Source organism: Klebsiella sp. CD33 (assembly GCF_051992865.1).
In the GTDB taxonomy this organism is placed as follows: Bacteria; Pseudomonadota; Gammaproteobacteria; order Enterobacterales; family Enterobacteriaceae; genus Klebsiella; species Klebsiella pneumoniae.
Genome location: NZ_CP197023.1, coordinates 2,585,435 through 2,607,484, shown reverse-complemented (window position 1 = coordinate 2,607,484; position 22,050 = coordinate 2,585,435). Strand labels below are relative to the sequence as shown.

The 22,050-nt window shown below is 62.1% G+C and carries 22 protein-coding genes; 11 read left to right on the top strand and 11 right to left on the bottom strand.

What is annotated here, in order from left to right; genetic code table 11:
- Nucleotides 1–54 precede the first annotated feature (54 nt).
- On the top strand, nt 55–1,113 hold the full coding sequence (locus ACR809_RS12995; RefSeq protein WP_228200887.1) for an NAD(P)H-dependent flavin oxidoreductase: 1,059 nt from the start codon (nt 55–57) through the stop codon (nt 1,111–1,113).
- A gap of 10 nt (nt 1,114–1,123) precedes the next feature.
- On the opposite strand, the gene ACR809_RS12990 is transcribed toward ACR809_RS12995, so the two are convergent.
- From ACR809_RS12990 to ACR809_RS12975, 4 genes are read right to left on the bottom strand one after another with little or no spacing between them, the layout of a single operon-like run.
- On the bottom strand, nt 1,124–1,783 hold the full coding sequence (locus tag ACR809_RS12990; RefSeq protein WP_021440109.1) for a methionine ABC transporter permease: 660 nt from the start codon (nt 1,781–1,783) through the stop codon (nt 1,124–1,126).
- Nucleotides 1,780–2,571 carry a methionine ABC transporter ATP-binding protein gene (locus tag ACR809_RS12985; RefSeq protein ID WP_002904635.1) on the bottom strand — a complete coding sequence of 264 codons (792 nt, stop codon included), beginning with the start codon at nt 2,569–2,571 and terminating at the stop codon, nt 1,780–1,782. Before ACR809_RS12985 ends, ACR809_RS12990 begins: the two co-directional genes overlap by 4 nt.
- Complete coding sequence (locus ACR809_RS12980) at nt 2,568–3,374, bottom strand: MetQ/NlpA family ABC transporter substrate-binding protein (RefSeq protein WP_002904638.1); 807 nt, start codon at nt 3,372–3,374, stop codon at nt 2,568–2,570. The genes ACR809_RS12985 and ACR809_RS12980 overlap by 4 nt, the downstream gene beginning before the upstream one ends.
- 23 nt (nt 3,375–3,397) lie before the next feature.
- Nucleotides 3,398–4,426 (bottom strand): isopenicillin N synthase family dioxygenase, encoded by a 1,029-nt coding sequence (locus ACR809_RS12975; protein WP_004143503.1) that lies wholly within the window; start codon nt 4,424–4,426, stop codon nt 3,398–3,400.
- 282 nt (nt 4,427–4,708) lie between these two features.
- Here ACR809_RS12975 and ACR809_RS12970 point away from each other — a divergent pair, with 282 nt between their 5' ends.
- From ACR809_RS12970 to ACR809_RS12960, 3 genes are all read left to right on the top strand, one after another.
- A complete protein-coding gene (locus ACR809_RS12970; protein ID WP_002904643.1) occupies nt 4,709–4,972 on the top strand; it encodes a VF530 family DNA-binding protein in 264 nt (87 codons plus the stop codon).
- 21 nt (nt 4,973–4,993) lie between these two features.
- Nucleotides 4,994–5,305, top strand: coding sequence for a cupin domain-containing protein (locus ACR809_RS12965; RefSeq protein ID WP_002904646.1), 312 nt, complete (start codon nt 4,994–4,996; stop codon nt 5,303–5,305).
- 176 nt (nt 5,306–5,481) lie between these two features.
- Nucleotides 5,482–6,237, top strand: a complete 756-nt coding sequence (locus ACR809_RS12960) for a VOC family protein (protein ID WP_049016967.1) — start codon at nt 5,482–5,484, stop codon at nt 6,235–6,237.
- A 9-nt stretch (nt 6,238–6,246) separates the two neighbouring features.
- Here the strand turns inward: ACR809_RS12960 and ACR809_RS12955 are convergent, their stop codons facing one another.
- Nucleotides 6,247–7,191, bottom strand: a complete 945-nt coding sequence (locus ACR809_RS12955; RefSeq protein WP_122051323.1) for an AraC family transcriptional regulator — start codon at nt 7,189–7,191, stop codon at nt 6,247–6,249.
- 105 nt (nt 7,192–7,296) lie between these two features.
- Between ACR809_RS12955 and ACR809_RS12950 the strand changes: the two genes are divergently transcribed.
- Nucleotides 7,297–8,535, top strand: a complete 1,239-nt coding sequence (locus ACR809_RS12950; RefSeq protein ID WP_122051322.1) for an MFS transporter — start codon at nt 7,297–7,299, stop codon at nt 8,533–8,535.
- Here ACR809_RS12950 and hpxE read toward each other — a convergent pair.
- Both hpxE and hpxD read right to left on the bottom strand, forming a co-directional pair.
- Nucleotides 8,512–9,486, bottom strand: a complete 975-nt coding sequence (hpxE, locus tag ACR809_RS12945) for a molybdenum cofactor-independent xanthine hydroxylase subunit HpxE (RefSeq protein ID WP_162992542.1) — start codon at nt 9,484–9,486, stop codon at nt 8,512–8,514. The genes ACR809_RS12950 and hpxE overlap by 24 nt on opposite strands.
- Nucleotides 9,487–9,497: 11 nt before the next feature.
- On the bottom strand, nt 9,498–10,535 hold the full coding sequence (gene hpxD / locus ACR809_RS12940) for a molybdenum cofactor-independent xanthine hydroxylase subunit HpxD (protein WP_122051320.1): 1,038 nt from the start codon (nt 10,533–10,535) through the stop codon (nt 9,498–9,500).
- Between the two features lie 125 nt (nt 10,536–10,660).
- Between hpxD and hpxR the strand changes: the two genes are divergently transcribed.
- Nucleotides 10,661–11,584, top strand: a complete 924-nt coding sequence (hpxR, locus tag ACR809_RS12935; protein ID WP_002904781.1) for a LysR family hpxDE operon transcriptional regulator HpxR — start codon at nt 10,661–10,663, stop codon at nt 11,582–11,584.
- Here hpxR and hpxO read toward each other — a convergent pair.
- A complete protein-coding gene (hpxO, locus tag ACR809_RS12930) occupies nt 11,565–12,719 on the bottom strand; it encodes an FAD-dependent urate hydroxylase HpxO (protein WP_002904783.1) in 1,155 nt (384 codons plus the stop codon). The two genes, hpxR and hpxO, sit on opposite strands and share 20 nt — an antisense overlap.
- Before the next feature lie 345 nt (nt 12,720–13,064).
- Between hpxO and ACR809_RS12925 the strand changes: the two genes are divergently transcribed.
- From ACR809_RS12925 to ACR809_RS12905, 5 genes are all read left to right on the top strand, one after another.
- Nucleotides 13,065–14,444, top strand: a complete 1,380-nt coding sequence (locus tag ACR809_RS12925; protein WP_122051319.1) for a nucleobase:cation symporter-2 family protein — start codon at nt 13,065–13,067, stop codon at nt 14,442–14,444.
- The gene (gene uraD, locus ACR809_RS12920; RefSeq protein ID WP_122051318.1) at nt 14,422–14,922 is read left to right on the top strand and encodes a 2-oxo-4-hydroxy-4-carboxy-5-ureidoimidazoline decarboxylase; all 501 of its coding nucleotides are present in this window, start codon (nt 14,422–14,424) and stop codon (nt 14,920–14,922) included. Before ACR809_RS12925 ends, uraD begins: the two co-directional genes overlap by 23 nt.
- Nucleotides 14,919–15,245, top strand: a complete 327-nt coding sequence (gene uraH / locus ACR809_RS12915) for a hydroxyisourate hydrolase (RefSeq protein ID WP_002904788.1) — start codon at nt 14,919–14,921, stop codon at nt 15,243–15,245. Before uraD ends, uraH begins: the two co-directional genes overlap by 4 nt.
- A gap of 264 nt (nt 15,246–15,509) precedes the next feature.
- Nucleotides 15,510–15,776 carry a type II toxin-antitoxin system antitoxin HipB gene (gene hipB, locus ACR809_RS12910; RefSeq protein WP_002904790.1) on the top strand — a complete coding sequence of 89 codons (267 nt, stop codon included), beginning with the start codon at nt 15,510–15,512 and terminating at the stop codon, nt 15,774–15,776.
- Nucleotides 15,776–17,098, top strand: coding sequence for a type II toxin-antitoxin system HipA family toxin (locus ACR809_RS12905; RefSeq protein WP_122051317.1), 1,323 nt, complete (start codon nt 15,776–15,778; stop codon nt 17,096–17,098). Before hipB ends, ACR809_RS12905 begins: the two co-directional genes overlap by 1 nt.
- Nucleotides 17,099–17,114: 16 nt before the next feature.
- Here ACR809_RS12905 and ACR809_RS12900 read toward each other — a convergent pair whose 3' ends face one another.
- The 3 genes from ACR809_RS12900 to ACR809_RS12890 form a co-directional block, all read right to left on the bottom strand.
- A complete protein-coding gene (locus ACR809_RS12900) occupies nt 17,115–18,407 on the bottom strand; it encodes a glycoside hydrolase family 10 protein (RefSeq protein ID WP_002904794.1) in 1,293 nt (430 codons plus the stop codon).
- 141 nt (nt 18,408–18,548) lie between these two features.
- Nucleotides 18,549–19,553, bottom strand: a complete 1,005-nt coding sequence (locus ACR809_RS12895) for a fimbrial protein (protein ID WP_016946380.1) — start codon at nt 19,551–19,553, stop codon at nt 18,549–18,551.
- Complete coding sequence (locus ACR809_RS12890; protein WP_122051316.1) at nt 19,541–22,042, bottom strand: fimbria/pilus outer membrane usher protein; 2,502 nt, start codon at nt 22,040–22,042, stop codon at nt 19,541–19,543. Before ACR809_RS12890 ends, ACR809_RS12895 begins: the two co-directional genes overlap by 13 nt.
- Between the last annotated feature and the right edge of the window lie 8 nt (nt 22,043–22,050).

The window sequence follows — 22,050 nt, the reverse complement described above, 5'->3', positions numbered from 1 at the left end:
ACCATCTTTAAAGGAGATGGTAAGCCTCCAGCATCGTTAATGCATGAGGAAACCATGAGCAACCCGCTGCTTTCGCTTCTTGATATTGATTATCCCCTGATTCAGGCCCCGATGGCGGGCGTCTCCACCCCCGCGCTGGCTGCCGCGGTAAGTAATGCCGGTGCGCTGGGCTCGCTGGGGCTGGGCGCTTCAACCGTTGCCCAGGCGGAAGCGATGATAGTCGCCACCCGCCAGCTGACGGACCGTCCGTTCAATGTCAATCTGTTCTGCCATGCGCCGCCCCGGCGCGACGCCCGGCGGGAAGCCGACTGGGCAACAACATTACGTCCCCATTTTGCCCGCTATGGCTGTACGCCACCGGATTCGTTAAGCGAGATCTACCAGACATTTATCGGTCATGCGCCGATGCTGGAGCTGCTTCTCGACCTGTCGCCGGCGGTGGTGAGCTTTCATTTTGGTCTTCCTGAAGGTGAGACGATCCAGCGTCTGCGGCGGCAGGGGATCGTTACCCTGGCGACGGCAACCTCGCTCCAGGAGGCGCTGCTGATTGAACAGCAGGGGATCGACGTGGTGGTCGCTCAGGGCTATGAGGCGGGTGGGCACCGGGGGATCTTTGCTCCGCAGGCGCCTGACGCGCAGCTGAGCACCTTCACCCTGGTGCAACTTCTGCGGCGTCGACTAACCATCCCGGTGGTGGCCGCCGGGGGCATCATGGACGGAGCGGGGATCGCCAGCGTGATGCAGTTGGGGGCGCAGGGCGTACAGCTCGGTACGGCGTTTTTACTGTGTCCGGAATCGGCCGCCGACGCCGGCTACCGCGCGGCGATCCACAACAGTCTTGACGGGCGTACGGTGCTGACCTCCGCGATATCCGGGCGTCCGGCACGCTGTCTGGCGAATGCCTTCTGTGCGCTGGGGGAAGGCTATCCGGCGAGCGCCGTGCCGGATTATCCGCTGGCGTATGATATCGGCAAAACACTGGCCGCCGCCGCGAAAGCCCAGGGCGTCCATGAGTATGGCGCCCACTGGGCCGGGCAGGGGGTGGGGTTGATCCGCGAGTGTGACGCCGCCACTCTGATCCGCCAGCTGGCGGCAGAGAGCGGCTGGAACTAATGACTGACGGCTAGCGGCGGTGGGCCAGGCGGCGCACCAGCCGATCGCCGGCCATTTGCACCCCCTGCACCATCGCCACCAGGATCAGCACCGTGCCAAACATGACTTCATTATTAAACCGCTGATAGCCGTAGCGGATGGCGAGGTCGCCGAGTCCACCGCCGCCGATCACACCGGCCATGGAGGAGAAACCAATCAGCATCACGATGGTCAGCGTGATCCCGGCCAGCAGCGTTGGCAGGGCTTCCGGCAACAGGGATTTAAAAATCACGTGCCAGACGTTGCCGCCCATCGACAGAATGGCTTCAATTCTCCCGTAGTCCACCTCGTCGAGCGCGTTTTCCGTCAGACGGGCAAAGAACGGAAAGGCGCCGATGGTCACCGGCACGATGGCGGCGGTGCTGCCCAGCGTGGTGCCGACGATCAGCCGGGTAAAGGGGATCAGGGCGATCAGCAGTACGATAAACGGCAGCGACCTGCCGATGTTGATCACCGCGCCTAACAGCGCGTTCAGTTTCGGCATCGGCGCCAGCCCGTTGGCGCGGGAAATAAACAACAGCACGCCGGTGGGCAGCCCGATCAGCACGGTAAACAGGGCCGCCAGGCCCACCATATAGAGCGTATCCAGCGTGCCGTCGAGTAATAACGGCCACAAATCTTCCCAGCTCATGCTACTCCGCATAATGGCCTCCCCTGAACGCCGTGGCGGGTAAGAAATTCCTGTTCAGCCTGCGGGTCGTGCAGCAGCGACTGGCGCAGCCGCGACCATGGGGTCACCAGCAGGTCGGCGAGTTTACCGCTTTCGACAATCTCGCCCTGTTCCAGCAGCGCCGCGTGGTCACAGATGGTTTTCACCACCTCCAGCTGGTGCGTAATCAGCACAATGGTCAGATTGAGGCGCTGGTTAATATCCGCCAGCAGGGCCAGCACCGAGGCGGTGGTCTCGGGATCCAGCGCACTGGTCGCCTCATCGCACAGCAGCACTTCCGGCCGGGCGGCCAGCGCCCGGGCGATGCCGACGCGCTGCTTTTGCCCGCCGGAAAGCTGCGACGGGAAAGCAGCGGCCTTTTCGCTGAGATCCACCAGCTCCAACAGTTCGCGCACCCGGGCCTCGCGAGCGGCCCTCGGCACTCCGGCAATCTCCAACGGCACCGCGACGTTGTCAGCGACGGTGCGGGCATGCAGCAGATTGAAGTGCTGGAAAATCATCCCGGTGCGCAGGCGATAATCCCGCAGCGCCGCCTTGTTCAACTGGGTAATATCCTGTCCGTTCACCAGAATGCGGCCCGAGGTGGGCCGCTCCAGTAAATTGAGACAGCGGATGAGCGTACTTTTGCCGGCGCCACTGCGCCCGAGAATGCCGTATATTGCCCCTTTCGGTATCTGCAACGCGATATCGTTCAGCGCCGGTCGGCCGGTTCCGGCGTAGGTTTTGCTCAGCCCTTCGATGGTTATCATGACTGAGGGGCCACCGGGATCACCGAGCCGTTATAGGTTTTACGGATAAACTCCGCCACCTGCGGCGAGGTCAGGTCTTTCGCCAGCGCCTTAATGCGCGGGTCATTCGCCAGGGCTGGGGTGGTCACCAGAATATTGGCGTACGGGTTATGCTCGGCGCTTTCCAGCCCCAGGGCATCCTTCGCTGGCACCAGGCCGGCTTCCAGCGCGTAGTTGCCGTTAATCACCGCCAGGTCGACATCATCGAGGGAGCGCGGGATCTGCGGCGATTCAATCTCCAGAATCTTCAGGTGTTTCGGGTTCTCGACAATATCCTTCGGCGTCGCCAGGGTGGTGGCCGGATCGGTAAATTTGGGATCCAGCTTAATAAGCTTCTGCGCCTGCAGCAGGAACAGCGCCCGGCTCAGGTTGGTGGTGTTATTCGGCACCGCCACGGTGGCGTTTTCCGGCAGTGATGAGAAATCTTTATGCTTATGCGAGTAGATCCCCAGCGGCTCAATATGCACCGTGGCCGCGACGGCAAAGGTTTTACCCAGCGCTTTCTCCTGATCCTTCAGGTAGGGGACATGCTGGAAGTAGTTGGCATCCACATCGCCACTGGCCAGCAGTTCATTGGCGTTGACCCCGCTGGTCAGCTCCACCACCTTCAGATCGAGGCTGGGATCGATTTTTTTGATGTAGTTGAGGATCTCCGCGTGGGGAACCGGGTCCGCGGCGACGCGCAGCGCGGCAGCCTGGGCAGACGTCCATGCCAGAGAAAGAGACAGTGCGACTCCTGCCAGTTTAAAAGCGGCATATTTCATGGTGTGTTCCTTTTTAGTTATGGTTAAACGATCAATTGCTCGGCGCGTTCGCGAAACACGTCCTGATAGTAGCGTTCCGCCACGTCCGGATGGGAACGCAGACGGCCCTTGAGATAATTCCAGCCGACATCGCGCAGCAGCGGATTGTGCGGGTCGCTGTCCGGCCCTCGCGCTTCACGCGCCAGCTCGGGCGGCAGGGTGTAAACCGGCACCACCGCGTCAAGCTGGGCGCCGAGGAAGAAGGCGATGGAGAGGCGCTGCTGCTGCGCCGGCGGCGACACCACGCGATGGACGGTAGCGCGCAAATACCCGTTGGTCGCCAGCTCCAGCAGTTCGCCAATATTGACCACAAAGCTGCCGGCCAGCGGCACGGCGTCGATCCATTCTCCAGGCGCGACCTCAACCTGCAGTCCTTTCTGCTCGTCCTGCAGCAGGAAGCTGAGAAACCCCGAATCTTTATGGGCGCCGACGCCCTGGCTGCTTTGGGTCTCCTGCTGGCCGGGATAGCGGATCAGTTTGATATGCTCGTTGGGTTTGTCGCCGTAGAGCTGATCGAAAGCATTCTCCGGGAGCTGCAGGGCTTCGGCAAAGGCGCGCAGCAGGCGGATGCCCACCTGGGTCATTTGCTGTTGCCAGTGAAGTAATACCGGTTTAAGCGACGGCAGGGCGGCAGGCCACAGATTCGGACCCTGCAGGCGCTGCCAGCGCGGGGCGTCGTCGCTGAGGGTCAGCGCCGGACGTTCGGCGCCGATATCAAACTGTTCTCGCCAGTCAGGCTGGCCGCGCGTCAGCTCAGAGGCCGCGCGGTTATAGCCGCGAAAATGGGGGGAGTGGATCATCGCCACCTGCTGTTTTTGCGCCTCATCGAGAGCAAAAAAGCGCTGGGACTGGCGCTGAACTTCATATTGAAGCGCGTCGTCGACACCGTGGTTGATCAAATAGAAGAAGCCGATGTCGCGGGCGGCATGACGCAGGTCGGCCAGGAAGGCCGCTTTATCCGCGGGGTCCGCGTAGCGGGCCAGATCGAGAATCGGCAGGGTGGTCGCGTTCATTGTGTTCTCCGAAAACGGGGTAATAAGTTATGGGTTGATTCAGGTTCTGGGTTCGGGCACAACAGCAGCGCATGGTGATTTCCTCTGTCCGGGGCTGAACACAGCTTGCCTCAAGGCCAAATAAGCAACCAATAACGTTATTTTCTAATTTATGACCGCGCGGGGTTCAGTGCTTTTGCGTTAAATAGATATAGGCGCGAAGCGCGTAATGAAGCCGGTTGCGCCCGTCGGTGAGAGCCAGTAAGGTAGGCGCACTTTTTAATGCGGAACGGACGTATCGTAATGCACAGCTCGAAAGATCCCCTGCACGGCGTGACGCTGGAAGCGCTGCTCAATGCCCTGGTGGCGCGCTATGGTTGGGCGGAAATGGCCCGCCAGGTCAACATTAACTGCTTTAAAAGCGATCCCAGCATTAAGTCCAGCCTCAAATTTCTCCGCCGGACGCCGTGGGCGCGCAAAGAGGTGGAGGCTATGTATCTCGCCTCCCTTGATGATGACGCGCCGGTGGAGAAAGCGGACCCCTGGGCAAACTGGCAGAAAAAATAACCCTTACCACAGGACACCATCATGCAGAGCTGGAGCAGTAAAGATTTCACCGCCGACCGCGCGTGGGGCGCGCTGGATATTGCCAATTTTTCCGGCACCACCGTGCGTCTACACTGGACCGACCAACCCTATATCTGGCACATCAATGATGGTCAGGAGGTGTTTGCCGTGATGGATGGTCAGGTGGCGATGCATGTGAAAGTCGACGGCGAGGAGCAGATCATCATGCTAAACGCCGGCGATATCTTCTACGCCGGGGTGGGATGCGAGCATGTCGCTCACCCGCAGGGGGCGGCGCGTATTCTGGTGATTGAGAAAGAAGGGTCGGTCTGACCCCGCGGCGGGCGGTTCTTTGCCCGCCGTTTCATCGCCTGCCAGATGCGACATACCGCTTTGATATAAATCACTTATCCTGCTTTCGATATATTTAATTCTTGTTTGCCATTCCCTTCACCCCAGCACTATCTTTTGCCGCAGGCGCCTGACCAGGCACAATCGCGGGAGAGATCATGGCAACCTTGCAGTGGGACCACGCAGTACAGTTTGTGAATCAGCCGGAAGCGGCGATTGAAATCTTTGCCGGGCAGCAGCTGCGGGCGGTGGCCGGAGGGCGGCATCCGGGGTGGGGAACCCGTAATGCGCTGAGCTATTTTGGCCTCACGTATATCGAATTCCTCGCCATTGCCGACCCGGACGAACTGCGCGCCGCGACGGACAAATTCCTCCTTTCGCGCGACGCCGCACGGCTGCTGCCGGAGAATGAGGCGCTGTTTCGGGTGGCGCTGCGCAGCGACGACATCGACGCCACCTATGACCAGTTGCGTCGTACAGGGGTGACAGTGTCACCGATTGTCGATGGCCAGCGCAACGATCCGCAGGGCAATATCATCCGCTGGCGGATCTTCACCATCGATGGCGACACTGACGGGCTGGTCTATCCCTTTGTGCTGCAGTGGGAAGAAGACGACGCCACCCGGCTGACGCGGCTGCGCGCCCAGAGGCTGGACGCGCCGCATCCGCTGGGCGACATTACGCTTGAGCAGGCGGTGTTCGAGGTGGTCAATCCGCAGGCGGTGCGCGATCGCTGGCAGGCGCTGCTGGGCTTTCCGCCACTGGGGGAGCAGGGACTGGACGTGGGCGGCCGGCAATTTATCTTCCGTGAAGGGGCTGCCAACCAGCTGACCGAACTGGTGTTCCGCGTCGCCAACCCGGCGCTTAAGGGGCAGCGCTTTCGTGTCGGCAACGGCGTGTATCGCTTTACATAAAGGCTGACTCTAGCGTGCCGTGGCGCGCAGGGCTCCCGGCGGCTGGCCGGTGATGCGTTTGAAAGCCCGGCTGAAGGCCGCCAGCGACTGATACCCGAGGCTGAAGGCGACTTTTTCCAGCGCCTGGCCTTCATGGGTGATGTACTGCACCGCCAGCCGCATACGCAGCTCGGTGAGATAGCGGGCGGGGGTGGTGCCGGTGGCGGCGAGAAAACGTTCCGCGAACAGCGAGCGTGAAAGACCCGCCTCCCGCGCCAGATCTTCCACTTTCCAGTTGACCCCCGGGCGCTGATGCATGGCGTAGATCGCTTTCGCCAGCCGGGGATCGCGCAGGACCTGTACCCAGCCGGTGGCGTTGCCGCACCCGCACGCTACCCAGCCGCGGACAATCAGCGCGGCCACCACGTCCGCCAGCCGGGCGAGGATCCCGGCATAGCCTGCCTGGCGGATGAGCGATTCCCGCTCCATCGCCGCCAGCAGCGGCTGGATCTCCGGCCAGGTATTAAGCAGGCTGCTGACCCGCATCACCTCCGGCATGGCCTTGACCAGCGGCTGCATGCCGCCGAGCTCAAAGTCCATACAACCGCTGAAAATGACGGCGCGCTCCGGGCAGTCAGGCTGGTCGCCAGCGTTGATACAACTTACCGTGCTGCACACCGTTTCGCTGGGCAGCTGCGCCACATTGACCACCGTGGCCTGCGGATCCGAGAGCAGGGCGTGCCCGTCGCCGTTGGGAATAAACAGCGCATCGCCGCTCTCGAGGGTGAACTGTTCCCCGCTGGCCATGCGCAGCAGCACCGGCCCGCGGCTGATGAAATGGAACTGGGCTTTACCCGCCACGGCGCTAAAGCCGACGCCGAACGGGCGTGCGGTTTCGATGCGCCGGTAGTTAACGCCGGAGAGGCGCATACCGCGCAACAGTTCGCTGGTAAGGTCGATGGCAGGCTGGCTCATGGTAATTCCGGACGAATAATCAATAACTGAAGAGTATGCATCATATATCGTCCAAAAGTAAGTCCCTAAGATGACCAGGATGTTAATAAACCTGGAGAGTTGTATATGAGTTCCTGCATAGCTGCTGACGCGAGCCTGTCTCCCGCCAAACCTGCCTGGCGCGCCGTCTATGCCCTGGCCCTCGGGGTGTTCGGCCTGATCGTGGCCGAGTTTCTACCCGCCAGCCTGTTAACGCCGATGGCCAGCAGCCTCGGCGTCAGTGAAGGGATGGCCGGACAGGCGGTCACCGCGACGGCGCTGGTGGCGTTAGTTACCGGCCTGCTGATCGCCACCGCCACCCGCAATATCGATCGCCGCTGGGTGCTGATGTTCTTTTCCGTACTGCAGATAGTCTCCAGCCTGATGGTCGCTTTTGCCGATTCGCTGGCGTTTCTCCTGCTGGGCCGTCTGCTGTTGGGGATCGCCATCGGCGGCTTCTGGGCGATGTCCACCGCCACGGCGATGCGTCTGGTGCCGGCGGCCCATGTGCCAAAGGCGCTGGCGATCATCTTTTCCGCGGTGTCTGTCGCCACGGTGGTGGCCGCGCCGCTCGGCAGCTACCTCGGGGAGCTGATCGGCTGGCGCAACGTGTTTATTCTCTGTGCGATACCCAGCCTGCTGGCGCTGCTCTGGCAGCTGTGGGTGCTGCCCTCCATGCGCCCGGAGAGCGTCGGGACCTTCTCCACGCTGTTCAGGGTGCTGCGCCGTCCCGGTATGCTGGGCGGCATGCTGGCGACGATCCTGATTTTCAGCGGCCATTTCGCCTTCTTTACCTACCTGCGGCCGTTCCTTGAGACCGTCGCGCAGACCAGTGTCGAAGGGGTTTCGCTGATATTGCTCGGCTTCGGTGTCGCTAACTTTATCGGCACTTCGGTGGCGAGCTATCTGCTGAGCCGTAGCCTGCGCCTGACCCTGGCGCTGGTGCCGTTGATGATGAGCGTTCTGGCGCTGCTGATGGTGACGTTTGGCCATCTGACCGTGCTGGCCGGGCTGCTGGTCGCCCTGTGGGGATTTGCCTTCGGCCTGGTGCCGGTGGCCTGGTCCACCTGGCTTGCCACCACCGTGCCGGATGAAGCAGAAAGCGCGGGCGGTCTGCTGGTCGCCTCTATTCAGCTGGCCATCAGCGCCGGGGCCGCCGGCGGCGGGGCGGTGTTTGATTTGCACGGCGCCAGCGGCGTCTTCACCGGCAGCGGTCTGCTGCTGTTGAGCGCGATGGTGATTGTCTTCGCCGCCGTACGGGTGAAACCGGTCGCCCGCGCCGACCAGCCGGTGACGGGCCGCTTATCCCGCGAGATCGATAACTAAATTGGCCGACAGGCTGCGGGAGCAGCACAGCGCAATATGCTGCTCTGCGGCCTGTTTTTCCGCCTCCGACTGCACGGTATCCCGGTGGTCGACGGTCCCCTCGCGTACCGGCGTCAGGCAGGCGCCGCAGATCCCCATCTCGCAGGAGAGCGGCACCGCGACGCCATGCTCCTGCAGCACCTGGGCGATGGTTTTGTCCCCCGGCACCGGCCAGCGCTCCCCGGTGGAGGTGAGGGTGATGGTGAAGGTTCCGTCCGCCGCCGACGCCGCCGTCGGGGCGGGCGGCTGGAACGCTTCGCTGTGCAATTGTTCCTCTCCCCATCCGACCGCCCGCGCGGTATCGCGAACCCGGGCCATAAATCCGGGCGGACCGCAGAAGTAGACCCGGGTGTCGGCGTCCGGAGCCCCCAGATCCTGCGCCAGCCGCTGGCGCGGACTCTGCCCCTCGTCTGAGCAGTGGATCTGGCAGATTCCACCCGTTAGCTGGCGGGCGATCTCGGTGGCGAAGGCGGCCTCCTGCGCACGGCTAACGTAATAGTGCAGCGTAAAGCTGGCGCCGGACGCCGCCCGGGCGTGGGCCATCGCCAGCAGCGGCGTAATGCCGATCCCGGCGGCGAGAAGCACCACATGGCCGCCCTCGTGCAGCGGAAAGTGGTTGCGCGGGGCAGAGATCATCAATGGCTGTCCCGGGCGCAGGGTGTCATGAATATAACGGGAGCCACCGCGAGACTGCGACTCGCGGGCGATGCAGAGCAGATAGCGATCCTGTTCGGCCGGGCTGCCGGTCAGGGAGTACTGACGGATCAGCCCGCAGGGAAGATGGAGATCGATATGGGCGCCGGGCGTCCACGCCGGCAGCGGTTGCCCCTCGGCGCTCACCAGACGAACGGCCAGATTTTTCGCGCCCTGGCGCCACAGGCCATCGACCACCACCGGGAGTATGTCGCGCATATGACCTCCACTCATACCAGAAAGAAATCGCCAAAGCCCATCTTCTTCAGCCCGCGCCGGTAGGCGATAGAGCTGCGGTCCGCCGGAATATGCGCCTCCAGCGTCAGATCCAGCGGCAACCCTTCCGGACGCTGGGTCTCGACCATCAGGCGGTCCTCTTCAAATACCCGCAGGTTGAACGCATGTACGTCTTCCACCGGCACGTGCAGATCGAAGTTGCGGGCAATAGGGGCAAACATCCGCGTCACCCGGGACGACACCGGCGAGGCGGCGTTCATGATCACCAGCCTGGCGTCGGCGGGAAAATGGATGGTCAGCGTAGCGGTGAACGGCAGATGCATTTCAAAGTGACGCAGCCACTGGAACCCTTCCGGCGCGCGGAAATCAGAGCTGGCGGGGTAATTGCCCACCGAGCTCCAGTAGTCGGCAACAAAGCCGAACGGCGTCTCCTGCGGGGTATAGTCCGGCACCTGCTGGTTGTCCGGATCGGCGAAGGTGTCGGTGTGGATCCACGCGAAGTGGGCGACATCGAGAAAGCCTTCGACCTGGCGGCCGGCAAATCCCTTTACCTCGAAGGCCGGGCAGTTGATTTGCTGAAAGCCGGCGTCGTCCCAGTGCGGCATGGTCGGTAACGGCGGCGGATTGTCCGGATCGCAGGCCAGGCAGGTCCAGATCAGCCCGTAGCGCTCCTCCACGGCGAAGCTGGTGAGATGCAGTTTGGCCGGAATGGGTTGCCCCGGACTGGAGGGGATACGGTTGCAGCGGCCATCCTCGCCAAAGCGCAGGCCATGATAGGGGCAGACGATACCTTCCTCTTCATGAAATCCCAGGGTCAGCGGCACCCCGCGGTGCGGACAGACGTCGCGGGCGACTACCACCTGGCCTTTAATACGATAGATAACCAGCTGTTCGTCCAGCAAGGTGGCTTTCACCGGGGCGCCGGCAATATCGCAGGCGCGGGCCACCGGGTGCCAGCAGCGGGCCAGCCGCAGCCAGTCTTCCGGGTCAAAGGTGCAATGGGCGGGGGGCGTGGGGGTGGTTGTCTTCATGATTTCTCTTCCTGCTCACATCGGTGATTGTTTTATTGTTGTGAGATTATTGTTGTCATATTAGGGTGTTCACATCCATCACCATTAATTCACTCTGCTGTTGCAAAAAAGAGTACAGGGGCGCCATGAGTCCATTTTCCCGTTTCGCGCACTATTTCATCGCCGTGGCCCGCTGCGGCAGCCTGCGCCGGGCCGCCGAGCAGCTGCATATTTCCGCCTCGGCGATTAACCGCCAGATCCTGCAGGCCGAGGAGGCCTTCGGCACCCCGCTGTTCGAGCGCCTGCCGGAGGGACTGCGGATGACCACCGCCGGTGAGTTGCTGTATGACAACCTGCTGCGCTGGCAAAAGGAGTTTCGTCAGACCCGGCAGAAATTTGATGAGCTGCAGGGGATGAAGCGCGGGAGCGTCAGCGTTGGCATGGTACAGGCGCTGGCGGAAGGGGGCTTCGCCGCCGCGCTGGCGGAGATCATCGCCAGCTGGCCGTGGCTGGAGCTGGATCTGCAGGTGGCTGACAGCCACACCGTCAGCCAGAAAGTGCGTCAGGCGGACCTGGACGTCGGCCTGATCCTCGATCCGCAGGGGCAGGCTGGACTCAGCGTGCTGGCCTTTGCCGAACTGGAGGTGGGGATTGTGATGCGTCCGGACCATCCCCTGGCGGGGGCGAAGGCGCTGTCTTTGGGCGAGCTCAGCCTGGAGCGGCATATCGTGCCCGGCGCGCCGTTGATCGTCCATGAGCGGGTGGCGCTCCTCTATCGCCACCATGACTTTGCGCCGGAGAATACCATCAGCTGCAATGATATCCGGCTTATCAAGTCGTTGGTGCTGCGCGGCAGCGGCGTGACGCTCCTTAGCCTGCTCGACGTGCTGGACGAGGTCCAGCGTGGACAGCTGGCCTTTGTCCCGCTGCGCAGTACGCTGCTGCGACCGCTGACCCTGGCGCTGTGTACTGCGCCCTCGCGTCAGCTTTCGCGGCCCGCGCAAATGGCCATTCAGACGCTGAGTGCGGTGATCGAATCCATGGCGACGGTCAGCCCAGCGGCCCGCTGAGGATGGTGTCGCACATGCCGTTGATAATGCGCTCCCCGGTCTCCTCGCGCAGCTCCTGGTACCAGGCTTCGGTGAGCTGCATATCCTTCCCGTGGGTAATATCGCACCGCTTGCGCGCCTTCAGCACCAGGTCACGAACCCGGTCGCAGCGCTGGGCTTCGTACTCGCGCAGGGCGGCCGCAATATCTCGGGTCTGGCGGAAAACGGCGCCCAGCACCACCGCATCTTCCATCGCCGCGCAGCCTCCCTGGCCAATATCCGGGGTGGTGCTGTGTCCGGCATCGCCGAGCAGCGCGACGCGGCCGCGCACCAGGCGGCTGAAAGGTTCGATATCATGGATTTCAATGCGGTTGGTGGTCTGCGGGTCGAGGGCGGCGATCAGCTTCTGCACCGGCGGCGCCCAGCCGGCAAAGTAGCGGCTGAGGTCAGCGCGCAGGGTGTCACGATCCTCCGCCAGACCCGCCGGCAGCGGCACATCAAAGAAAAAGTAGAACCGGCCGGCGGAGACCGGCATCAGCGAGACGCGCTTGCCTTCGCCGACAAAGGTGGTCCACTGATCGCCGGGGGCCAGCGCTTCATCTATCTCCACCAGACCGTTCCAGTTGACGTAGCCGGCGTAGCGGCGCTGCGGGGTAAAGCCCAGCACCCACGGACGCAGTGCGGAATGGCTGCCGTCGGCGGCAATCAGCAGATCGCCGCTGGCGCTGCTGCCGTCGGTAAACCATACCGTCACGCCGTCGGCGTCTTCTTCACAGCGGGTGACGCGTTTGCCGAACTGCACGCTGTCCCGTCCCCAGTAATCCAGCATTTCCCGCTGCAGTTCTGCCCGGGAGACCGGGCAGGGGCGGCTGCCGGTGCGTTCGATCAGCGGGGCGAGACTGAACTGGGTCATGTTCTCGCCGCTGCGGAAATCACGATACGCCATCCGGCGCAGCGGCCCGCCGAAGGTCTCCATGATGTCGCCCATGCCGAGGTGGGCCATGCACTTCACGCCGTTGGGCCACACGGAAATCGCTGCGCCGACCGGTTTGATCTCTTTCACCGCTTCATAGACGTCGCAGTCGATCCCCGACTGTTTGAGCGCCACTGCCGCGCTTAAACCGCCGATGCCGGCGCCAATCACGATTGCTTTCATTTTTTTCTCCTTCTCCCGATGTTGTGACTGACTACAGCAATTTGCGTACCAGTTCGCTGGAGGGAGGAAAACCGCCTGCCTGAGGCACAGCGATGGCTCATGACGCACCGCATCGGTGCAATGTGAGGTATTGGTTGCCTTTTTATGAATCAAAAGTTTCTGTATGTTGCATTAAGAATCTATCGTTTCAGACGCCTGGTTCAGCAGCGGAGAGGGGTGATGCATCACGAGCGTAATCTAAGTTGATGATTTTGGAGTGATAATAAATTTATTGGTGCCCTTTTGTCGTCTCTGGCCTGCTTTGTGCACTAGCCCATGCACTTCTCTTTGCTACGGGATATCACTATGTCTGACGAACATCACAGTGGCCTGCTTTACGGCCTTGAACAGCGGATCCCACCGCTTCCGGCCTTTTTCAGCGCTCTCCAGCATGTGCTGGCGGGCCTGGTGGGGATCATCACGCCGCCGCTGATCATCGGCGCTACCCTCGGGCTTGGCGACTGGCTGCCGTATCTCATCAGTATGTCGCTGCTGGCCTCGGGCATCGGCACTTTTCTGCAGTCCAATCGGGTATGGGGCATCGGCGCCGGGATGATCTGCATGCAGGGCACCAGTTTTGCCTTTCTCGGCGTGACGGTGGCCGGAGGGATGTGGGTAAAAGCCCAGGGCGGCGGGCCGCAGGATATGATGGCGATGCTGTTTGGCGTTAACTTTGTCGCCGCTCTGGTGCCGGTGATTGTCAGCCGCTTTATCGAACCGCTGAAGAAAATCTTTACTCCCATCATTACCGGCAGCGTGATTGCGCTGATCGGCATCAGCCTGATCAAGGTCAGCGTCATCAACTGGTGCGGTGGGGAAAAGGCCGAGGATTTCGCCAGCATGAGCAATATCGCGCTCGGGGCGGGCACCCTCGGGGTTATCGTCCTGCTGAGCTGCGCCAAAAACCGCTGGCTGCGGCTCTCCTCGGTGGTGGTGGGCATTGCCGTGGGCTGCATCGCAGCGGGGCTGAGCGGTCAGTTCCATCTTCTCAGCCTGGGCGACACTCTGTTTCGCCTGCCGACGCTGTTTCCGTTCGGCTTTCAGTTTAACAGCGCGATATTTCTGCCGGTCGCCCTGGTGTCGCTGGTCTGTATTCTGGAGGCGGTGGGCGATCTGACGGCCAACTCGCTGATTTCGCAACAGTCTGTTGACGATCGCGCTTTCCGTAACCGGCTGAAGGGCGGTATCCTGGCGGATGGCGTCAGCTGTATGGTGGCGGCCATGCTCTGTGCTTTTCCGAACACCACCTTCGCGCAGAACAACGGCGTGATCCAGATGACCGGGGTGGCCAGCCGCTATGTCGGACGCTACATTGGCGTGATTCTGATCCTGCTCGGGCTGTTTCCCCCGGTGGGCGAACTGCTGCGGCAGATCCCGGCGCCGGTGCTGGGGGGCGCCACGATGGTGATGTTTGGCTGCGTGGTGGCGGCCGGGATCCGGATTATTACCCAGACCCCGCTGAGCCGTCGCGATGTGCTGATCGTGGGGCTGGCGTTTGGCGCGGGTCTTGGCGTGGAGTCGGTGCCGGCGTTTCTCAGCCATTTTCCGCCGATGGTCGGCGATCTGTTCGGTTCGGCAGCCACCAGCGGTGGGCTGGTAGCGATAGCGCTGAACCTTATTCTGCCGCAGGAGCAGGCGGCGACGAAATCGTTAAGGAGTCAGGATGATCGCGCTGAGTCAGTTTAACAGCCTGAGCAAAGATGAGGCGGCGGGGCTGCTGGCCCCTTGCGTGGCGATCCCGGCCTGGGGCGAGATGCTGGTGAGCTTACGACCTTTCGCCAGCCGCCATGCGCTGCTGCAGGCCGCCCGTAAGGCGATGGCTAACTGGGGAGAGGACGAGCTGAACGCGGCGCTCAGCGCCCATCCGCGGATCGGTGAGAAGCCGACCGGCGGCCAGGCGCACGCGGCGCTGTCGCGCCAGGAACAGTCGGCGGTGGACAGCGAGAATGAGCGGCTCGCGCAGGCCCTGCGGGAGGGCAATGCCTGCTACGAAGCCCGCTTTGGCCGTGTGTTTTTAATCCGCGCCAAAGGGCGCAGCGGCGAAGAGATGTTGCAGGCGCTGACGCGCCGGCTGCAGCATACCGCTGACGAAGAAGTGGCTGAGGCGCTTGCCCAGCTGCGGGAAATTACGATGTTAAGACTGGAAGGAGCGATTGGCGAATGAGCACCCTGAGCACCCATATTCTGGATATTTCCACCGGCACGCCGGCGGAAGGCGTGACGGTCAGCCTGAGCCGGGAGGGCGAGACGCTGGCGAACCTGGTGACCAACGCCCAGGGGCGTATCGCCACCTTTAGCGCCGCGCCGTTGCCGGCGGGGCGCTATTGCTTAACAGCGGAAACCGGGGCGTGGTTTGCCCGCGCCGGGCGCGAGAGCGTCTTTACCCGGGCGCAGATTGATTTTGTTATCGGCGAGGCGGCAGAGGACCATTTCCATCTGCCGTTTCTCATCGCCCCGGGCGGGTGGTCGACCTACCGCGGCAGCTAAGCCGGCTGACCGTTGCCGGGCGGCGCTGCGCTTGCCCGGCCTGGATCGTTACGGAGCGGGCAGAGACAGCCCGTAGGCCCGGTAAGGCGCAGCCGCCACCGGGCATGTACAGGTGGCTCCGGCGATCATCCTTCCTGTTTTATCCCCACTCAAGGATAATTATTCTCCTATCCCCTACAGGGGATAACCTTGACATTATCCCCTGTAGGGTATAAAACCAAGTTTATCCCGACAGGGGGATAAATGATGGTGAGGAACAAGGCGATGAATTCCCCGCAGATATACAGTCCCGTGCAGCTGGCCAATTACCTGAAGCTGCTGCGCCAGCAGAACCACTGGACCCAGGATGCGCTGGCCAGGCGGATCGGCATTAAGCAGGCCACGCTGTCCAATTTTGAAAATCACCCCGACAAAACCACCTTAACCACGCTGTTTAAGATCCTCCAGTCGCTGGGGGTGGTGATGACGCTGAACGCCAAAGCTGCTGAGACGGCGCCGGCTCCCGATAACAACACGGACCTTGACTGGTAATGGCGACGCTTACCACCTGGATGAACAATGTGCGCGTGGGAACCTTAACCCGCCAGGCTAACGGGGCGCACAGTTTTCGCTATGACGAAGAGTGGCTGCGCAGCCTGCGCGCCAGACCGCTCTCCCTCTCACTGCCGCTGCAGTATGGCAATATCACTGCCGACGCGGTGTATCACTATTTTGATAACCTGCTGCCCGACAGCCCGCAGGTCCGCGACCGGATCGTCAGGCGCTATCAGGCGCGCTCGAAGCAGCCGTTCGATCTGCTGGCCGAAGTCGGGCGGGATAGCGTAGGGGCGGTGACCCTCCTGCCGCCGGGGGAAGAGGCGCACCTGAAAGGATTACGCTGGCAGACGCTGGACGAGGCGCAGCTCACCGCTTTGCTGACCGCTTACCAGTCGGATATCCCCCTCGGGATGATTACCGGCCAGGACGATTTCCGTATCTCGGTGGCCGGCGCCCAGGAGAAAACGGCGCTGCTGCGGATGGGCGAGCAGTGGTGTATTCCGCAGGGCGCCACGCCGACCACGCATATCATTAAGCTGCCCATCGGCGAGATAAAGCAGCCCAATGCGACGCTGGATCTGCGTGAAAGCGTGGATAATGAGTATCTGTGCCTGGCGCTGGCCAGAGAACTGGGCCTGGCGGTGCCGGAAGCGGAGATCATCGCCACCCCGCGGATCCGCGCCCTGGCGGTAACCCGCTTCGACCGGCGCTGGGCGCAGGAGGGACGGGTGCTGCTGCGTCTGCCGCAGGAGGATCTGTGTCAGGCTTTTGGTCTTCCTTCAGCGATGAAATATGAGTCTGACGGCGGGCCGGGTATCGCCGCGATCATGACCTTTCTGCTGGGCTCGAGTGAAGCGCTGAAAGATCGCTATGACTTTATGAAGTTCATGGTCTTCCAGTGGCTGACGGGGGCGACGGACGGTCACGCAAAAAACTTCTCAATTTACCTGTTGCCCGGCGGCAGCTACCGCTTAACACCGTTCTACGACATTATTTCGGCGTTTCCGGTGCTGGGCGGCACGGGACTGCATCTGCGCGATCTGAAGCTGTCGATGGGGCTCAATGCCACAAAAGGGCGTAAAACAGAGATTAACGCCATCTATCCGCGTCATTTTCTGGCGACGGCCAAAGCGGTGAACTTTCCCCGGGAGCAGATGCTGGCGATCCTCCAGGAGTTTGCCGGGCATGTGCCGCAGGCAATCGAAAGCGCTCGCCGGACGCTGCCGGCGGACTTTTCCAGCCACGTCTGGCAGGCCATTACAGAGAACATGCTGAAGCTGCACGCCCGCCTGCAGCAAGGGCTGCAGGCGCTATAGCAGAGCCGGCTGGCGGCTAGCTCTGCGGCTGCCCCCAGCGGCTGCGCAAATAGTTAACCGCCTGCCGGGTTTGCGGCTGATTGAGGTTGTTTTCGCGGAACAGGATGGTGCCCTGGATCTGCGGCAGAGTCTCATTGAGATCGAGCTGCTTTTTCAGCTCCGGCACGCCGCCATCCACCGTCCAGTCAGGCTCATTTTTGGACGGTTCACCCACCTTGTACAGCGCCACGCCGATATACAGCCGGGTATGCGTCGGTTTAACCACCTCGGCCCACCAGTTGGCCAGCACATCATAGCGCGCGGCATCGCGGGCAAACGGCCAGTAGATCTGCGGCGCGATGTAGTCGAGCAGTCCCTGCTGCACCCAGCTGCGGGTATCGGCATAGGACTCATCATAGGCGGCCGCGCCCCGGGTATCGGACCCCGCCGGATCGTGGGAGCGGTTGCGCCACACCCCGGCCGGGCTCACGCCAAACTCGACGTTCGGATTGAGCTTTTTGATGGTGGTGGAAACCTGGGCTATGAGCTGCTGGGTGTTATGCCGCCGCCAGTCGCCCTTCGAGGCATAGCCCTGCCCGTAACGGCGGAAAGTCTCGTTGTCGTTAAGCGGGGAAGAGGCGGTTTCGGTATAGAAATAGTCGTCGAACTGCACGCCGTCAATCGGGTAGTTCTGCACCACTTCAGCGACGATGCTGGTGATCCAGTCACGCGCTTCGGGAATGCCCGGGTCGAGAACAAAGCGATCGCTGGCGGTGCGGATCCAGTTACGGTGCAGGACGAACACGCTGGCCGGTACCTGGGTGAGGGTGTTGTTCAGCTCGGCAATCGTCGACGGTTTGGTGTTGACCGAGACGCGATAGGGGTTAAACCACGCGTGAACCTTCATGCCGCGCTTGTGCGCTTCATCCAGCATAAACTGCAGCGGATCGTAGCCAGGGTATTCGCCGATTTTGCCGGTCAGCATATCGGACCACGGCAGAATATCCGACCGCCAGAGCGCCGTACCGTCCGGTTTCACCTGGAAAAAGACGGTATTGATCCCCAGGCGCTGCAGGTTATCGAGTTTAGCGATCAGCGCCAGCTTCTGCTGCGTGATGCGGCTCTCCGGCGTGCTGGCGATAATCGACCCGACCGGCGGCCAGTCAAGGCGCGAAACGGTGGTGAGCCACACGCCGCGCACCGGCTCCCGGTGCGCCTGCCCGGCTTTGACGGCGGCAGCGTTCGGCGGCGTGACAAGGGATTTAGGGGCTTTACTGGTGCAGCTGAACAGCATGCCAGCGGCGATGAGCGCCGCGCCTGCCAGCGCCACTTTGCTGGCTAAGGGGAATCGACGAGAATGGCTGATGATGAACTCCCGTGTACTCAGATCGTCGCGTGTAGGCGCTATTCTCTTACGATTCGCCGGTCAGAGCAATTCCTTCATCCGCTTCATCCGTCGGTTCGCCATCGCCTAGTCATAATGCAAGGTATAGGTCGCGACGGCCGACACCTGACCGGCGGTGATCCGGGAACGTGTCTGGTAGTAGCGGGCAGTGAGCGGCAGGGTAAACCGGCCCGCGCTCGCGCTGCCCAGCGTCATCTCATGATTCAGTACGACCGGCTGACGATGGTAAAGCAACTGCACGCCAATACCCTGCGCCCGATCGTCGGTGGCGTCATTGCGCAGAACGCCATGCCCCCGGGCGGTGAGGGGCTCCGCGCCGTCAACACGCAGGGAAATAGTCACAGCGCTGTTGCAATCCAGTTGCAGCGCGAAAGGGGTGTCGCCGGTGGTTTTGCCGACGCCGCCGAAGTGGTCAAGCATCGCCGCAGGGAGCTTAATCAGGGCTGGCGTGGCGTCATTCACTGAACATCCCGCGGTGCTGATCCTGCCGGTTAAGTCTAACGCGGCCAGCGGGGTATGCTCCGCCATTAAAAAGCGCTCGCTGTGATACTCAAGCTCGCCCGGCGTCGCCGCGGGACCGGTTTTAATGAGCTCAATCGTCAGGCGGAAATAGCCCAGTTTCCACACCGCATCGGGCAAGGCGGCGGGATTGTCCACCCGTTGGCTAAACGGCGAGGGCGTCGGCCGGTCAGGAAAGCCGCCATAGCCGCCGATAGCGCGCAGCGATACGCGAACGCCAATGCCGGCGAGGTTAGTTTGATAAACCGTCGGTCGCGTCACTCCCCCGGACAGCAGACTGTCCAGCAGCAGCGGTGACAGCCCGTGCGGATCGTCCGCGCAGCGGATCCACTGTTCGCCGCCGTCGCTAAGGCGGTTCCAGGCGAAACTTTTATGATACAGCGGGGTGCCGGGTCTGGCGTCAGCCGGAACCGTGAGCTGCCCCACGTTCAGCCGAAGGGTGGAGGCCTGGCCGCGGACAAACACTGGCGTACAGGCCCATCCGCTGGCGGCCGGTAACAGAATAAATAACAGCGTCATGGCGACCCGACGCAGGAGAGTTAAAAAGGACATGATAACGTCTGCTGTAAAATGAGTGGATGGGGGGTCTGCGCCAGCGTCGGGGTGAGATCGTAGCGGGCGCTACAGCGCTGCTGAGGGCCCGGCCCCCATTGCGCATAAAGGGTGCCTTTTGGCGCCAGGCCGGCCAGGTACACCTGACCCTCGCTGGCAACGATGCTGTTGGTGTCTTTGGCGCGTACTTCGCTGCCAAAGGGCAGCGGTTGTCCCCGCGACTGCAGCGTAAACAGCGCCTTATAGCCAACGTGGGTGTGAAAGCGCGCCAGAACCACCGCGTCTTTGGTAGGGACCAGCGTCACGGTGCTGTTGGCCAGATCCACATTCTCCGGCAGCGAATGGCTGTCGAGAGAGACGTCGTTGCGGTGATAGGCGGTGGCGAAGGGCAGCACGGCGTACCCGTCACCATTGGTGGCGATGGTTTTCTGGTTGGCGAGGGTCACACCCCCGGCGCCACCGGCGTCAATCAGGACGACAGCGCCATTCATTTCCGGCGTAAAGACTACCCCGTGGCGGTGAATCAGAATGCCCCCGCTGGCGCCGTAGTTCAGACGAGCGGCCTGCGAATCGTGGCTGTAGCCGAGATTCAGATCGCCCCTTCCACTGCTGTACCCGGCCGTCAGGCTGCCGCTGGACCCGTTTTGCCGATCGCGGGTTTGGCTGACGGCGTAGCTAAGCGCGTGATTGTCCAGCAATGTGCCGTTGAGGCTGACCATCTGACTGCCAACGCTGTGGCGGGAGGAGGTCAGGGTATAGCCGGCATAGCTCCCCGGCAGCAGGTGGCTCAACGGCACGGAAAGTGACAACGTCACCACTTTGTCGGAATGCGGCTCGTCATCCTCCTCGTCACCGTGGCTGCTGCGGGAGTCGCTGTAGCTGAGCGACCACGCGATACCGTGAACCTGGCTGCTGATCCCCATATTGACGGTACGCTGTGTGGCGCCCCCTGACCAGTAGCTGTCCTGGTCGAGACTCAGATAGAGGGTGATATCGTACGGCAGGCTCTGGCTGGCGGTGATTTGCAGGGTTGCTTTTTTGTTGTCGCTATCCTGCAGGTCGTCGTCGCTACCCGGGCTGGAAAACGCCTCGCTCAGCGTGGCATAGCGCTGATGCGAATAACGCCAGCCGGTGAAAGTCAACTGCGTGCCGAGACGATCAAAACCTTTGCTGTACTGGAGCTGCCAGGCCCGGCCATCGATCGGATCCTGCTGGTGCCGGTCGCGGGCGTTTAACAGCTGCAGCGAGAGCGCCCCGGCTTCTCCCAACCCCTGTCCTGCGCCGAGCGAGAGGTTATGGTATTGCGCCGCGCTCTGCAGTCCGCCAAACAGCGTCAGGTTGTGGGCGAACCCGCGCATCAGCGACAGCTGCATCATCAACGGTCGCTGGCTGGCATCGTCGCTATGGTAGCGCCCGGCGACCAGGTTGTATTTCAGGCTGCCTTCGCGCTGCATGCTGGTCACCGAAGCATACGGCTGGGTGAAGCGGCGGATTTCGCCATCCGACTCTTTGACGGCAACCTCAAGATTGCCGCTGCTGGCGGTGGGATAAAGATCGTCAATCACGAACGCGCCGGGGGTGACGTAGGTTTGATACAGCACGTAGCCATTTTGCCGAACCGTGACCTGGGCGTTGGTTCTGGCAATCCCGCGGATGGTCGGGGCAAAACCTTTCTGCGAGTCCGGGAGCATCGCATCGCTGGAGGCGAGGGATATTCCCTGAAACTGTACCGCGTCAAACACATCGCCCGACGTGAAGGTATCCCCGAGGGTCAGTTCACTCTGCCAGCGCGTCAGGTCGCGCTCAAGCCAGGCGCCGCTGGTCGTCCACTGGGGCTTATCATCGCTGTTGGCGGTCAGGCTATTGCTGGCGCGCAGGCGCCAGGCGCCGACGTTCACGCCGCTTTTCAACATCAGATAGTTATCGCGCTCGGTGCTGCCCTCGCGGGTACGCTGGCTGGCGCCTGAATAACGATAGTTACTCTGAAAGGCGCTAATACCTTCGTCCCACAGCGCAGAGGGAACATTATCCCTCGCCCGGTGCGTCATCAGCGCCTGAGGAATGGTCATTACCAGCCGCTGATGAGCAAAATCGAAATTGACCGTGCTGCCCGGCAGCAGTGCGTTGAGTTCGGGACATGAGCGGGACGTTGCGCCGGGCGCCTGGGACAGCACGGCCGGGTTAACTCCGGCCTGCAGCAGATCTTCCGGCTTAAGGCAGGGCGTGAGATGTCCGCGATCGTTCTGGCGAAACGTGACGGTCTTACGGGCGTCCAGCGTGACGCCGTTGACCTGCCAGCTCACCGGATAGTCGCCTGGCGGCTGGCCCGCCTGCTGATTGAAGCGTTGCAGATCCACTGCCGGCAAATGGTCGTTTTTCTCCAGCAGATCCATATTAAAGGTCGCCTGGGCGTGCAAGAGCGCGCTCTGTCCGCCCAGCAGGATGGAGAGGCTGACGACGGTAACGGTATGAGCCAGGCCGTGGCGCATCGCGACAT